General features: G+C 70.5%; 14 protein-coding genes. 7 read left to right on the top strand and 7 right to left on the bottom strand.

Translation table 11 applies throughout. From position 1 onward, the window contains the following. Positions 1-4 precede the first annotated feature (4 nt). Positions 5-661, top strand: a complete 657-nt coding sequence (locus tag A6A25_RS40790) for a DUF2461 domain-containing protein (RefSeq protein WP_073899858.1) — start codon at positions 5-7, stop codon at positions 659-661. A 315-nt stretch (positions 662-976) separates the two neighbouring features. Here the strand turns inward: A6A25_RS40790 and A6A25_RS40795 are convergent, their stop codons facing one another. Continuing rightward, on the bottom strand, positions 977-1,327 hold the full coding sequence (locus A6A25_RS40795; protein WP_073899778.1) for a VanZ family protein: 351 nt from the start codon (positions 1,325-1,327) through the stop codon (positions 977-979). A gap of 82 nt (positions 1,328-1,409) precedes the next feature. Between A6A25_RS40795 and pyk the strand changes: the two genes are divergently transcribed. From pyk to A6A25_RS40810, 3 genes are read left to right on the top strand one after another with little or no spacing between them, the layout of a single operon-like run. Then, positions 1,410-2,834, top strand: coding sequence for a pyruvate kinase (gene pyk, locus A6A25_RS40800; protein ID WP_073899780.1), 1,425 nt, complete (start codon positions 1,410-1,412; stop codon positions 2,832-2,834). A gap of 8 nt (positions 2,835-2,842) precedes the next feature. After that, a complete protein-coding gene (gene tesB / locus A6A25_RS40805) occupies positions 2,843-3,766 on the top strand; it encodes an acyl-CoA thioesterase II (RefSeq protein WP_073899782.1) in 924 nt (307 codons plus the stop codon). A gap of 47 nt (positions 3,767-3,813) precedes the next feature. Next, positions 3,814-4,374, top strand: a complete 561-nt coding sequence (locus tag A6A25_RS40810) for a Uma2 family endonuclease (protein ID WP_073899859.1) — start codon at positions 3,814-3,816, stop codon at positions 4,372-4,374. A 32-nt stretch (positions 4,375-4,406) separates the two neighbouring features. On the opposite strand, the gene A6A25_RS40815 is transcribed toward A6A25_RS40810, so the two are convergent. Genes A6A25_RS40815 through A6A25_RS40830 form a run of 4 tightly spaced genes read right to left on the bottom strand, consistent with a single transcriptional unit; the run spans position 4,407 to position 7,064 of the window. Beyond that, positions 4,407-4,796 (bottom strand): VOC family protein, encoded by a 390-nt coding sequence (locus tag A6A25_RS40815; protein ID WP_073899784.1) that lies wholly within the window; start codon positions 4,794-4,796, stop codon positions 4,407-4,409. Then, complete coding sequence (locus A6A25_RS40820; protein ID WP_073899786.1) at positions 4,793-5,089, bottom strand: ArsR/SmtB family transcription factor; 297 nt, start codon at positions 5,087-5,089, stop codon at positions 4,793-4,795. Before A6A25_RS40820 ends, A6A25_RS40815 begins: the two co-directional genes overlap by 4 nt. 52 nt (positions 5,090-5,141) lie before the next feature. Then, positions 5,142-6,521: a pyridoxal phosphate-dependent decarboxylase family protein gene (locus A6A25_RS40825; RefSeq protein ID WP_073899787.1), complete on the bottom strand. Its 1,380-nt coding sequence runs from the start codon at positions 6,519-6,521 to the stop codon at positions 5,142-5,144. A 36-nt stretch (positions 6,522-6,557) separates the two neighbouring features. Beyond that, positions 6,558-7,064, bottom strand: coding sequence for an Lrp/AsnC family transcriptional regulator (locus A6A25_RS40830; protein WP_073899789.1), 507 nt, complete (start codon positions 7,062-7,064; stop codon positions 6,558-6,560). 41 nt (positions 7,065-7,105) lie between these two features. On the opposite strand from A6A25_RS40830, the gene A6A25_RS40835 reads away from it, so the two are divergent. Beyond that, positions 7,106-7,726 (top strand): LysE family translocator, encoded by a 621-nt coding sequence (locus A6A25_RS40835; protein ID WP_241829185.1) that lies wholly within the window; start codon positions 7,106-7,108, stop codon positions 7,724-7,726. A 62-nt stretch (positions 7,727-7,788) separates the two neighbouring features. On the opposite strand, the gene A6A25_RS40840 is transcribed toward A6A25_RS40835, so the two are convergent. Continuing rightward, entirely contained in the window at positions 7,789-9,663 is a 1,875-nt protein-coding gene (locus A6A25_RS40840; protein ID WP_073899791.1) for a ricin-type beta-trefoil lectin domain protein, read from the bottom strand. Between the two features lie 163 nt (positions 9,664-9,826). Next, a complete protein-coding gene (locus tag A6A25_RS40845; RefSeq protein WP_073899793.1) occupies positions 9,827-10,834 on the bottom strand; it encodes a LacI family DNA-binding transcriptional regulator in 1,008 nt (335 codons plus the stop codon). Positions 10,835-10,956: 122 nt separating this feature from the next. Here A6A25_RS40845 and gndA point away from each other — a divergent pair, with 122 nt between their 5' ends. Further along, entirely contained in the window at positions 10,957-12,396 is a 1,440-nt protein-coding gene (gene gndA / locus A6A25_RS40850) for an NADP-dependent phosphogluconate dehydrogenase (protein ID WP_073899795.1), read from the top strand. Between the two features lie 24 nt (positions 12,397-12,420). Then, positions 12,421-13,038 (top strand): rhomboid-like protein, encoded by a 618-nt coding sequence (locus A6A25_RS40855; protein WP_073899797.1) that lies wholly within the window; start codon positions 12,421-12,423, stop codon positions 13,036-13,038. Positions 13,039-13,239 lie beyond the last annotated feature (201 nt).

Here is a 13,239-nt window from a genome sequence, read left to right on the forward strand (position 1 = left end):
TGCCGTGGAATTCACCGGCTTCGGCGAACACGCCATCGACTTCTACGACGGACTCGTCGCCGACAACTCCAAGGCGTACTGGGACGACAACAAGCACGTCTACCTGCGTGATGTGCGTGCGCCGATGGAGACGTTGCTCGCCGCGCTGGAGCCCGAGTTCGGCAAGGGAAAGGTCTTTCGGCCCTATCGCGACGTGCGGTTCAGCAAGGACAAGACGCCGTACAAAGACCACTGCGGTGGTGTGGTCGAACTCGGCCGCGGTGGCGGTGCGCACTACGTGCAGATCGGACCCGAGGGCCTGTTCGTGGCCGGCGGGTCGTTCGCCATGGCTCCCGACCAGCTCGCGCGCTACCGCGAGTCCGTCGCCGACGACGTACGCGGCCGTGCGCTGGAGAAGGTGCTCGCCAAGCTGGCCAAGTCCGGCTGGGAGCTGCGCGGCGACAAGCTCAAGCGCGCGCCACGCGGCCTCGACCCCGAGCACCCGCGGATCGAGCTGCTCAAGCACAAGCGCGTGTACGTGGCCAAGGTCTGGCCGCCCGACGACGTCCTGCACGAGCCGGGCTGCCTGAAGCGCGTCCGCGACGCCTGGCGCCAGGCCACCCCGCTGGTCGACTGGTGCGCCGACCACATCGGCCTGACCGAACTGGGCTTCCGCCGCTGACGCGCCTGCCTGCCAGACAGGCCTGGCTGGCAGGCAGGCCGGGGCTGGTGGCGGGCCGAGCTGGGTTGCGGCTGGCCAGGTTGGGCTGCGGCTGGCCAGGTTGGGCTGCGGTGCCGGTCCGGTAGGTGGGGTTGGGCGGCAGGTGGGACTGCCGGACTGAGCCAGCGCGCCGGCGAGCAGGGCTGACCGGCCTGGCTGGTCGCCGAGCGGGCTGGGCCGGCCCGGGGCGGGCTGCCGGGCTGGGCTGGTGAGCAGGCTGACGGGCCGGGCAGGCTGCTGGCTACGCAGGCGTCACCCCCCAGGGGACCCCTGCTTTTATTCTCCCAGAGGGGTACGACGTTTTCGGGCCGCTGAGCGTGCCACGAGGTACGCGAAGCCGATGCCGGCGACGTCCACCAAGGCGTCCAGGACGTCGCCGCCGCGGTTCAGGGCGGTGATGAGCCACTGCAACACTTCCGAGACCGCAGCGTAACCGAACAGGCAGGCGGCCAGTGGCCAGGTTGGCAGGCGCGCGTACCTGCCAGTGCCCATGAGCAGCGCGAACAGCAGGAAGTGCACGACCTTGTCGGTGCCCGGCGGAGCCGTGGGCACACCTGACGCCGGGGTGAACAGCACGATGACGCTGAGCAACACCGCGACCACGAACGGAAGGATTCTGACGCCCACCGGGCAGATTCTGCCTGTTTCGCCGAGATTACCCCCCGGTACATCCTGATCGGTCCAGTGACAGCGACTACGCTCCTGACACGTGAGTCGACGCGCGAAGATCGTCTGTACGCTTGGTCCTGCCACCGCGACCGAGGACAAGGTCAACGAGCTGGTAGCGGCCGGTATGGACGTGGCCCGGATGAACTTCAGCCACGGCAGCCATGCCGACCACAAGCAGGTCTACGACCTGGTCCGCTCGGCGGCCGACGCCTCGGGCCGCGCGGTGGGCATCCTGGCCGACCTCCAAGGCCCGAAGATCCGCCTGGGCCGGTTCGCCCACGGCCCCGTCGAGTGGCGCACCGGTGACATCGTCCGGGTGACCGTCGAAGACGTCGAAGGCACCCACGACCGCGTCTCCACCACCTACAAGCAGCTGGCGCAGGACGCCAAGGTCGGCGACCGGCTGCTGGTGGACGACGGCAAGGTGGGCCTGACCGTCACCGAGGTCGACGGGCCCGACGTGGTCTGCGAGGTCACCGAAGGCGGCCCCGTCAGCAACAACAAGGGCCTGTCGCTGCCCGGCATGGACGTGTCCGTGCCCGCCCTGTCCGAGAAGGACATCGAAGACCTGGAGTTCGCCCTCAACCTGGGCGTGGACTTCATCGCCCTGTCGTTCGTGCGCTCGCCCGCGGACATCGACCTGGTCCACCAGGTCATGGACCGCGTGGGCCACGGCCGCAAGCCGGTGATCGCCAAGATCGAGAAGCCGGAGGCGGTCGACAACCTCGAAGCGATCGTGCTCGCCTTCGACGGCGTCATGGTCGCCCGCGGTGACCTGGGCGTCGAGCTGCCGCTGGAGCACGTGCCGCTGGTGCAGAAGCGGGCCATCCAGATCGCCCGCGAGAACGCCAAGCCGGTCATCGTGGCCACCCAGATGCTCGACTCGATGATCACCAACTCCCGGCCGACCCGCGCCGAGACCTCGGACGTCGCCAACGCCGTGCTCGACGGCGCCGACGCGCTGATGCTGTCCGGCGAGACGTCGGTCGGCCGCTACGCCATCGAGTCGGTCAAGACCATGGGCCGCATCATCGAGGCCGTCGAGACCGAGTCCACCCAGGTCCCGCCGCTGACGCACGTCCCGCGCACCAAGCGCGGCGTGATCTCGTACGCGGCGCGCGACATCGGCGAGCGGCTGAACGCGAAGGCACTCGTCGCGTTCACCCAGTCCGGTGACACGGTGCGCAGGCTGGCCCGCCTGCACACCCCGCTGCCGCTGCTGGCGTTCACGCCGGAGCCCAGCGTGCGCAGTCAGCTTTCTCTCACCTGGGGCACCGAGACGTTCCTCGTGCCTAAGGTGGACTCGACGGACGAGATGGTCCGCCAGGTCGACCTGTCGATGATCGACATCGGCCGGTACCAGCCCGGCGACCTCGTCGTGGTCGTGGCGGGCTCGCCGCCTGGCACGATCGGCTCGACGAACCTCATCCGGGTGCACCGCCTGGGGGAGGACGACCACGCTTAGGAGATGACGTGACCGAGGCTGCCCGCGCCGCGGCGACCGCCGAGTTCTCGGACGTTCCCCTGGACGCCGACGGTGTGCCGCACGGGCAGCCCGTGCTCGACCGACTCGTCGCGCTGCTCGACCTGGAGCGCATCGAGGAGAACATCTTCCGCGGGGTGTCGCCCGCCGAGTCGCCCGTGCGGGTGTTCGGCGGGCAGGTCGCCGGCCAGGCCCTGGTCGCCGCCGGCCGCACCGTGCCGCCCGAGCGCCGGGTGCACTCGCTGCACTCGTACTTCATCCGCGGCGGCGACCCGACCGTGCCGATCGTGTACGAGGTCGACCGGATCCGGGACGGGCGCTCGTTCACCACCCGGCGCGTGGTCGCCGTCCAGCACGGCAAGGCGATCTTCGCGCTGTCGGCGTCGTTCCAGCTGGACGAGCCGGGCCTGGACCACCAGGAGCCGATGCCGACCGTGCCGCCGCCGTCCTCGCTGCCCACGTACGCCGAGTCGGCGGCCGGGTACCTGGAGAAGGTCGGCATGGCGCGGCTGCCGAGGCCGATCGACATCCGGTACGTGACCGAGCCGCCTTGGCGTGCGCGGGAGGACGGGCCGGGCGAGGCGCGCAGCCAGGTGTGGATGAGGGCGGACGGCAAGCTGCCGGACGACGACCTGCTGCACGTGTGCGTGCTGGCCTACGCGTCGGACATGACCCTGCTCGACTCCGTCCTCGTCCGCCACGGGGTGTACTGGGGCACGGACAGGGTCCTGGGCGCGAGCCTGGACCACGCCATGTGGTTCCACCGCCGGTTCCGCGCCGACGAGTGGTTCCTGTACGACTGCGCCTCGCCGTCGGCGTCCGGTGCGCGCGGCCTGGCCACGGGCCGCTTCTACAGCCACGACGGCCAGTTGGTGGCTACCGTGGTGCAGGAGGGCCTGCTTCGGGTCCTGTAGTCGACCAGCTACGCTGCGCAGTCGATGGAGCAAGAGAGGTGGCCGCGATGAGCACCATGCCCTGGCCTGACCACTTGTTCACGCTTGAGGAGTGGGACGCGCTCCCCGAGGACAAGTCGCGCCACTTCGAGCTGGTCGAAGGAGTCTTGCTGGTGGCCCCCAGGCCGGCACCGAAGCACCAAGTGGCGATGGCGAACCTCCGCAGCTGCCTGAAAGAGCAATTGCCTGCCGGGATCGTGGCGGTCCAGGACGTCGATGTCGTGATAGACCCAGGGCCTCCGCTCTCGCTGCGCGCACCCGATGTCGTCGTGGTGCCGGCCGAGCGCTACTGGGAGCACCCGAGTCGGTTCAACCCCGATGACCTGCATTTGGCGGTGGAGATCGTGTCGCCGGGAACGGGCCGGACAGACCGCGTCTTCAAGCCGATCGAGTACGCCAAGGTCGGCATCCCGCACTACTGGGTGGTGGAACTGGACGAGCCGGTCACGCTCATCGCGTTCAGCCTGGTCGCCGGCAGGTACAAGCAGATCGCCCAGGGCACCGGGAAGGTCGAGGTTCCCGAGCCTTTCCCGGTCACCGTGGACCTCGCGACGCTGATCAACCCCTGAGCCGCTGAACGTGACCGGTGGGGATCGGGTGGTTACTTCATGGTGGCCAACTGGATGAGGTTGCCGCAGGTGTCATCGAGAACAGCGGTGACGACCGGGCCCAGGTCGGTGGCTTCCTGGGTGAACTCGACGCCGAGGCCCTTGAGTCGCTCGACCTCGGCGTAGACGTCGTCCACGGCGAACTGGGTGTACGGGATGCCGTCGTCGACCAGGGCCTTCTTGAACGGGCCCGCGGCGGGGTGGCCGTCCGGCTCCAGCAGCAGTTCGACGCCGTCCGGGTCGGTGGGGGAGACCACGGTGAGCCAGCGGGCCTCGCCGGCCGGGACGTCGGTCTTCTTGATGAACCCCAGCTTCTCGGTGTAGAAGGCCAGCGCCTTGGCCTGGTCGTCGACGAGCACGCTGGTGATGTTGATGCGGATCACGGGTTCGGTTCCTCTCGGTCGGTGGGCCACCGCTCCACGATCGAGCGCAGCGGGCTCGTGTCGAGGTGGTGGAACTTGTACCGGCCCTGTCGCCGGGTGCGCACCAGACCGGCCTGTTCGAGCACCGCGAGGTGCTGCGAGATGGCCTGGCGGCTCGAGGCGAGGCCGTGCTTCATCGTCAGCCGGCCGCAGATCTCGAACAGCGTCTGACCGTCCCTTTCGGTCAGTTCGTCCAGGATGGTGCGCCGCGTCGCGTCGCCGATCGCCTTGAACAGGTCAGGGTCTGCGTCCACGACCCAGTTATAGGCAAGTGCTCGCTTGCCTGTCAAGCCGGCGGGCGGCGCGTCATCCGGTCAGGGTGTCCCAGAGGGCGCGGACGTGGTGTTCCTTGGTGGTCTCCCCGCCGATCGCCACGCGGATGGCGAACCTGCCGTCCACGACGGTGTGGGTGATGTACGCGTCACCCGCCGCGTTGACGTGGTCCATCGCGGCACGCGTGGCTTCGTCGCCGGCGCGGTGGGCGATGGTGACCAGGGACAGCGTGCGCGGCACGACCAGCTCCCAGTCCTCGGACGCCTCGACCCACGATTCGAGCAGTTCCGCCAGCGCCACGTGCCCGCGCAGGTGTCCGCGCACGCCCTCCAGCCCGTACCACCGCAGCACCGACCACAGCTTCAGCGCCCGGAACCGGCGGCCCAGCGGGATCTGCCAGTCGCGGTAGTCCACGACGGCACCCGATTCGGTCGCCGCGTTCCGCAGGTATTCCGGCAGGATCGTGAGCGCGTCCACCAGCACGTCCGGGTGCGCCGTCCAGAACAACGACAGGTCGAACGCCGTCAGCATCCACTTGTGCGCGTTCGCGGTGAACGAGTCGGCCAGCTCCACGCCGTCGAACAAGCCCCGGAACTCCGGGCACAGCGCCGCCGGGCCCGCCCACGCCGCGTCCACGTGCAGCCAGATCCCGTGCTCCGCGCACAACGCGGCGATCTCGCGCACCGGGTCCACCGCACCCGTGCCCGTGGTACCGACCGTCGCGCACACCATGACCGGTCGCCGCCCGGCCTCCACATCGGACCTGATCCGGGACGCCAGGTCGTCAACCCGCATCGCCAGCCGCGAATCCACCCCGATCGCCCGCACGGCCTGCTCGCCCAGCCCCGCCATCCGCGCCGCCCGTTCGAGCGACGAGTGGGTCTGGGACGACACGTACACCGTCTCGGTGCCGTCCACACCGGACTGCCGCCACTTGCCGTCCGACGCCCGGTGCAGGGCGGCGAGCATGGCGACCAGCGCGGCGGACGACGCGGTGTCCTGGATGACGCCACCGCCGAGGAACGACGACGGCAGGCCGAAAGCGCCCACCAGCTCGTCCATCAGGTGCTGCTCGACCTCGGTGGCGGCGGGCGAGGTGGACCACAACATGCCCTGCACGCCCAGCCCCGACGACAGCAGGTCGCCGAGCACCGACGGCAGCGAGGCGTTGGACGGGAAGTACGCGAAGAAGCCGGGGTGCTGCCAGTGCGTGGTCCCCGGCAGCACGACCCGGTCCAGGTCCGCGAGCAGGCCGGCGAAGCCCTCACCCCGCTCGGGCAGCCCGGCCAGCTGTTCCCGCACCCACCCTGGCTCGACCGGCGACCTGACCGGGAAGTCCTCGACGCGCGAGCGGTAGTCGGCGATCCAGTCGATCACCTCGTGGCCGATGCGGCGGAACTCGTCAGGGTCCATGGTGAAAACCTACCCGCCGGGAATCCTTGCGCGGGGCTAGACGCGGCGCCTGCGGTGGGTGGGGCGCTGGTCGTCCGACGGGGTGAGGGCCCGGGTCTCGACCCGTTCCAGCACCACCGAGCTGGTCAGGTTCCGCACCTCCGTGCGCGAGGCGATCTTGTCCATCAGGAACGCCTGCAGGTGCGTGCTGTCGGCCACCGCGATGTGCACCAGGAAGTCCGCCTGCCCGCTGACGTGGAACAGCGAGCGCGTCTCCGGCTGCGCCATCACGAACCGCCGGAACGCCGCCACCACCGGCCTGGTGTGCGGCCGCACGTTGACCGACACCACGGCCTCCAGCGGCAGCCCGGTGGTCCGCGGGTCGACCACGGCGTGGAAACCGGTGATCACGCCCAGCTCACGCAGCCGGCGCACGCGCTGCAGGCACGTCGACGGCGCGATGCCCACCAACTCGGCCAGGCTCCGGTTCGGCAGCGTCGCGTCGTTCTGCAACGCCTCCAGGATCAGCCAGTCGACCGAATCCAGTTCGGCTGTCTCGCTCACAACCGAACACTGTAATCCCCAGGTGGAACACACCCGAACGAGTGGCCGAGGATGCGGCCGTGCACATCGCCTGGACCTCCTTCCTGCTCGCCCTCGTCGTCATCACCGTCGTGCCCGGCCCGGACTTCGTGCTGATCACCGGCAACGCCGTGCGCGGCGTGCGGTACGGCGCGCTGACCGCGGCGGGCGTGGTGACCGGGCTGCTGGTGCACGCCCTGCTGGCCACGGTGGGGCTGTCCGCGCTGGTCGCGGCGGCACCGGCGGCGCTGCTGGCGGTCAAGGCGGTCGGTGCGTTGTACCTGGCTTACCTGGGCATCGCCACGCTGAGGGCGGCACGGCGCGGTGGGCCGATCAGGCAGGCGCCGAAGTCGGACCGGTCGCTGTTCCTGCGCGGCGTGCTGTGCGACCTGCTCAACCCGAAGGTGATGCTCACCTTCCTCAGCCTGGTCCCGCAGGCCATGGACCCGGCGGCCCTGCCGCTGCCGCAGGCCGCGCTGCTCTCCGCCGTCGCGGTGGGCGTGTTCGCGTGCTTCTGGGCCGTGGTGGTGCCGTTGGCCGGACGGCTCTCGGCACTGCTCACGCGGCCGAAGGTGCGGCCGGTGTTCGAGCGGTTGTGCGGCACGGCGCTGATCGGCATGGCGGCGTCGGTGCTCGCCGCGTGAACGGTGCAGCGGGGTCCCGCGCCGTCGGAGCGGGACCCCGTATAGCGGTCGGACTACAGCGGTCAGGCGATGGTCCACTTCTGGTTGGCGCCGCCGGTGCAGGTCCAGATCTGCAGCCTGGTGCCGTCGGCGCTGTTGTTGCCGGTGACGTCCACGCACTTGCCGGTCGCCGGGTTCACCAGGTCGCGGCCCGAGGTGTAGGTCCACTGCTGGTTCGCGCCGCCCGCGCAGCTCCACAGCTGCAGTTGCGCGCCGTCAGCGGTGCCGCGGTCCTTGATGTCGAGGCACTTGCCCAGCGCGCGTAGCGTGCCGTCACCGGGCCGCGACCACTGCTGCGCCGCGGTGCCGTTGCACGTGTACAGCTGCACCGCCGTGCCGTCGGCGCTGCTCGCACCCGCCACGTCGATGCACTTGCCCGCCAGTCCGGTGATCGCGCCGCCGGTGCCACCGCCGCTGCCGGGCGTGCCCTGCCAGGTGAACGTCGCCGAGGTGCGGGCGGGCAGGGTGTAGGTGAACGACTGGTTGCCCCAGTTGACCCGGATCGACTGGGACGACGTGCCGCCGTTGTGCGCGATCAGGGCCTTGGAGCCGTCCGGGTTGCGGTAGGCCACGTTCTGCACGGTGCCGTTCGCGGTCGAGTCGATCCGGTACGCGCCCGGCTTGACGAACTTCGTCAGGTGCCCGGTCGTGTAGTACTCGACGGTGTAGTCGACCTGGCCGGCCCGCGACCCACCCTCCTGCACGGTGATCAGGCCGGTGCACGTGCCGCAACCACCGTTGTGCGGGCCCATGTTCTGGTTCAGCGCGAGGCTCCACTTCACCAGGCTGGAGCTCCAGTTGCGGGCGTAGTTGACGATGTCGGCCATGTCCTCGTTGTGCTGGTTGGAGATCCACGTGCCGCCGGAGTGCTCGGTGCTGAACTGCCGCACGCTCGGGTACTGGTCGTGTACCTGCGTGCCGACCGCCGGGTCACCGAAGTAGCCGTGCCAGGCGATGCCGCCGAACAACGGGTCGTTGCGCACGCCCGCGTCGTTCAACACGCCGGAGCCGAAGTTGGCGTAGTCGCCGTAGTTCCAGTCGTGCACCAGCACCTTGGTGTTGATGCCCGCCGCGCGGAACGCCGGGTAGAGGTTGTTCTTGGTGAACTCGACCAGGCCCGCCGGGTTCCAGCTCATGCCGGGGTAGTTCATCGCGGTCGGGTTGGACGCCTGGCAGCAGTTCGGCTCGTTCTGCACGGACACGTAGTCGATCGGGATGCCCGCCGCCTGGTAGCTCTGCACGTACTTCACGAAGTACTGGGCGTACATGGGTGCGTACTCCCACTTGAGCCAGCCCATCTGGTCCATCCGGCCGTTGTCCTTCATCCAGCCCGGCGCGCTCCACGGCACGCCCTTGACCCGCAGCTGCGGGTTGAGCTGCTTGGCCTGCTGCGTCAGCAGCCGCACGTTAGTGTCGTAGCCGTTGGTGCCCCAGTCGTCGAGGTCGCAGCACGTGTCGTCGAGCGAGACGTTGCCCGGCCGGGACAGGTCGGAGGCGCCGATCGGGTTGCGCACGAACGACAGGCCGATGCCGTCGACCGGGTGGAACAGCTTGCGCATCACCGCGTCCCGGGTGGCGGCCGAGACCGGACCGCCGCGCAGCAGGTAGGCGGTGGTGTCGGTGATCGACGCGCCACCGCCCTCGAACCGCTGGTAGGTCGTGCCCTCGTTGACGGTGATGGTGTGGGTCGCGCCACCGCCGTTCGAGCCGAACGCGATCGACGGCTGCTGCTGGAGACCGCGGGTGACCGTGCGGCCGCCGCTGTCGGAGGTGGTGGTCAGGTAGACGTTGACGGACTCGCCTGCCGCGGCGGCGGGCTGCGAGGCGGCGAGGGCGGCGGCGACCGTGATCAACGTTATGCCGGCGCTGATGAAAGCCCGACGGTGGGAAGAGGGCACCCCGGACTCCTTTCACGACGTTGTGGGCAGGGGTCGGCAGTCTGAAACAAAGTGGAACATTTGTGGAACTTGTCCGCAGGTGAAGGAAACAATGGCGCCGAGCCCGTGTCAAGGTCACGGATTTATACCGGTAAATACCGTGAAACGAGTGGAACGCGGTGCGTCAGGCGCGCGGCGCGGGGCCCGTGGACGCCCGGACCACCAGTTCCGTGGCCAGCTCGACGTGCAGGGCTTCCAGCTCGTGCCGGTCGAGCAGCCGCATCAGCAGGGTCACGGCCATCCGGCCCATCTCCTGCAACGGCTGCCGCACCGTGGTGAGTTCCGGCCGCGTGGCACGGCTGAGGTCCAGGTCGTCGAAACCGGCGATCGACACGTCACCCGGCACGTCGAGGCCCTGTTCCCGGGCCGCCCGCAACGCGCCGACCGCCATCTTGTCGTTGAACGCGACCAGCGCCGTCGGTCGGTCCGCGAGGCCGAGCAGCTCACGGGCGACGAGGTGGCCGTTCTCCTCGGTCGGCTCGTCCACGTGCCGCAGCAGCTCCGCCGACGGCAGCACGCCCACGTCGGACAACGCCGCCGCGTACCCGGCCAGCCTGCCGTCGCTGACCAGCCAGTCGCCGGGACCGCCGATGATCCCGATCCGCCGGTGCCCCAGCTCCACCAGGTGCGCCATCAGCCGCCGCGCGCCCGCGAAGTGCGCCGCCGACACCGACGCCACGTCGCGCGGCAGCTCGGTGCGCGGGTCGACCACCACGAACGGGAACCGGCGGTCGCGCAACCGGACCAGCTCCTCGGCCGGCTCCGGCGGCAGGATCAGGATCGCGCCGCCCACGTCCGACCGGCTCGCCAGGCCCGGCAGCACGGTCTCGCGCTGCGCGGACACGCCCGCGCTGAGCAGCACCTGCCGGTGGTGCAGCGCCAACGTCTCGGCGACGCTGGAGACGATCAGCCCGAAGTAGTCGGTGAGCAGGTACGGGCAGCGCACGTAGATCGGGCCCGCGGGCTTCACGCCGCGTGCCCTCGGCCCCTCCACGCCCAACCCGGCGACCGTGCGCAGCACCAGCTCGCGGGTGTGCTCGGCGACGTTGGCCTGCCCGTTGAGCACGCGGGACACCGTGGCGATGGAAAGCCCGGTGGCCCGTGCCACGTCCCGCACCGTCGCCCTGGCCATCCGCGTCCCCCGTTCCACTGCTGTTTCACGATGTTACAGGGGTGATCGTCGCCGCAGTGCACAACGGGGTTCAGGGGTGCCGGACAGGTGCGCACGGGCGCGGATTTCGGCAGGCTGGGCAGATGACCACCTCCGAGGCACCCGCGCGGATCGCCGTCACCGGGCTCGCCGTCATGGGCAGCAACCTGGCGCGCAACCTCGCCCGGCACGGCTACCGCGTCGCCGTGCACAACCGCAGCCACGCCCGCACCAAAGCGCTCATCGCCGACCACGGCCACGAGGGCGACTTCGTGCCGGCCGAGACGCTGGAAGAGCTCGTCGCGAGCCTCCAGACGCCCCGCCAGATCATCATCATGGTCAAGGCGGGCGGGCCGACCGACGCCGTCATCGACGAGCTGGTGCCCCTGCTGGAGCCCGGCGACATGGTGATCGACGGCGGCAACGCCCACTACGCCGACACCCGCCGCCGCGAGGCCGCGCTGAAGGAGGCCGGGCTGCACTTCGTCGGCACGGGCGTCTCCGGCGGCGAGGAGGGCGCGCTCAACGGCCCGTCGATCATGCCGGGCGGGTCCGAGGAGTCCTACGCGCACCTCGGGCCGGTCCTGGAGGACATCGCGGCCAAGGTCGACGGCGTGCCGTGCTGCGTGCACGTCGGGCCGGACGGCGCCGGGCACTTCGTGAAGATGGTGCACAACGGCATCGAGTACGCCGACATGCAGCTCATCGCCGAGGCCTACGACCTGCTGCACCGGGTAGGCGGCCTGGCGCCCGCCGACGTGGCCGAGGTGTTCCGCGGCTGGAACACCGGCGACCTGGAGTCCTACCTGGTCGAGATCACCGCCGAGGTGCTCGGCCACGTCGACGTCGAGACCGGTGCCGCGCTGGTGGACGTGATCGCGGACGAGGCCGAGCAGAAGGGCACCGGCCGCTGGACCGTGCAGGAGGCACTGGAGCTGGGCGTGCCGGTGACCGGCATCGCCGAGGCGGTGTTCGCGCGGTCGCTGTCCGGGCGGGCGGGCCAGCGGCAGGCGGTGCGGGAGGCGTTCGGGCCCGCCGAGGTCGCGGGCGGCGCGGACGACTCGCTGGTCGAGGACGTGCGGCAGGCGCTGTACGCGTCGAAGGTCGTGGCGTACGCGCAGGGCTTCGACCAGATGCGCGCGGCGAGCGCCGAGTACGGCTGGGACCTCGACCTGGGCGCGATGGCCACGATCTGGCGCGGCGGCTGCATCATCCGGGCCCGGTTCCTCGACCGCATCCGCGAGGCCTACGACAAGGCGCCGGAGCTGGCCTCGCTGCTCGTGGACGACTACTTCCGCGACGCGGTGCGCTCGGCCGAGGCGGCGTGGCGCCGGGTCGTGGTGAAGGCGGTGTCGGCGGGCGTGCCCGCGCCCGGTTTCGTGTCCGCGCTGGCGTACTACGACGGGCTGCGGTCCGAGCGCCTGCCCGCGTCGCTGATCCAGGGGCTGCGCGACTTCTTCGGCGCGCACACCTACCGCCGCACCGACCGCGAGGGCAGCTTCCACACCCTCTGGTCGGGTGACAGGTCTCAGGTGGACGCCTGAGCCCGTTGGCCCGACCATGGCCGGGTGCGTGAGCATTTCCGCCGCCACCCCGTCACGGCCGGCTACCTGTCGGCCGTGGCGGGGCTCGCGCTGCTGATGCGGTTCGTGTTCGCCGACGGGATGTCGGCGCAGGTGCGGGAGTCGTTGAGCACGAACGCCGCCAACCTCGCCGACCACCCGGTCAACGCCCTGCTGGGCAGCGCGTTCGTGCTCGACCCCGCCGGGGACGGCCTGCCGGCCACCGCCCTCGCCGTGGTGGCGGTGGCCCTCTGCCTCGGTGTGCTGGAACGCGAGGTCGGCCCGTGGCGGGCCGTCGCGGTGGTCCTCGCGGGCCACGTCGGCGCGGTGCTCGTCACCGCCGTAGTCATCTCTTCGGGTGTCTACCCGACCGATCTGACCGACGTGATCGACGTCGGTGTCGGTTACGCGGCGTTCACCGCGGCGGGCGCCATCACCGTGTTGGGTCCAGTGGTGCTGCGCGTGCCGTGGCTGGCGCTGCTCGTCGCGTACCCGTTGCTGAGCGCCGAGTGGTTCGGCGCGGTGCCCGAGTTCGCCGCCGTGGGCCACCTCGCGGCCGTCCTCTTCGGACTGTGCGGCGGCACGTTCGCGGTCAGCCGCGCCTACGCGGCCGTCGGCCGGTAAGTCCTCACCACGGGTGACGACCCCGGTCGTGATCAACACGACCGGGTGGAACCGCTGTCAGACCGGCCACTTCCTCAGTCATCATGGTGAGGACGCGACCTGTGCGACGCGGGCTGTGCCGACACGTTCTCCCTGTGCCGACACGGAGGTGCCACCGTGGCGAACCCTCACCACCGCGCCGGGGCCGAGTTCCGACTCGAA

The sequence above is a fragment of the Saccharothrix sp. CB00851 genome (genome assembly GCF_001905065.1).
Taxonomy (GTDB): Bacteria; Actinomycetota; Actinomycetes; order Mycobacteriales; family Pseudonocardiaceae; genus Actinosynnema.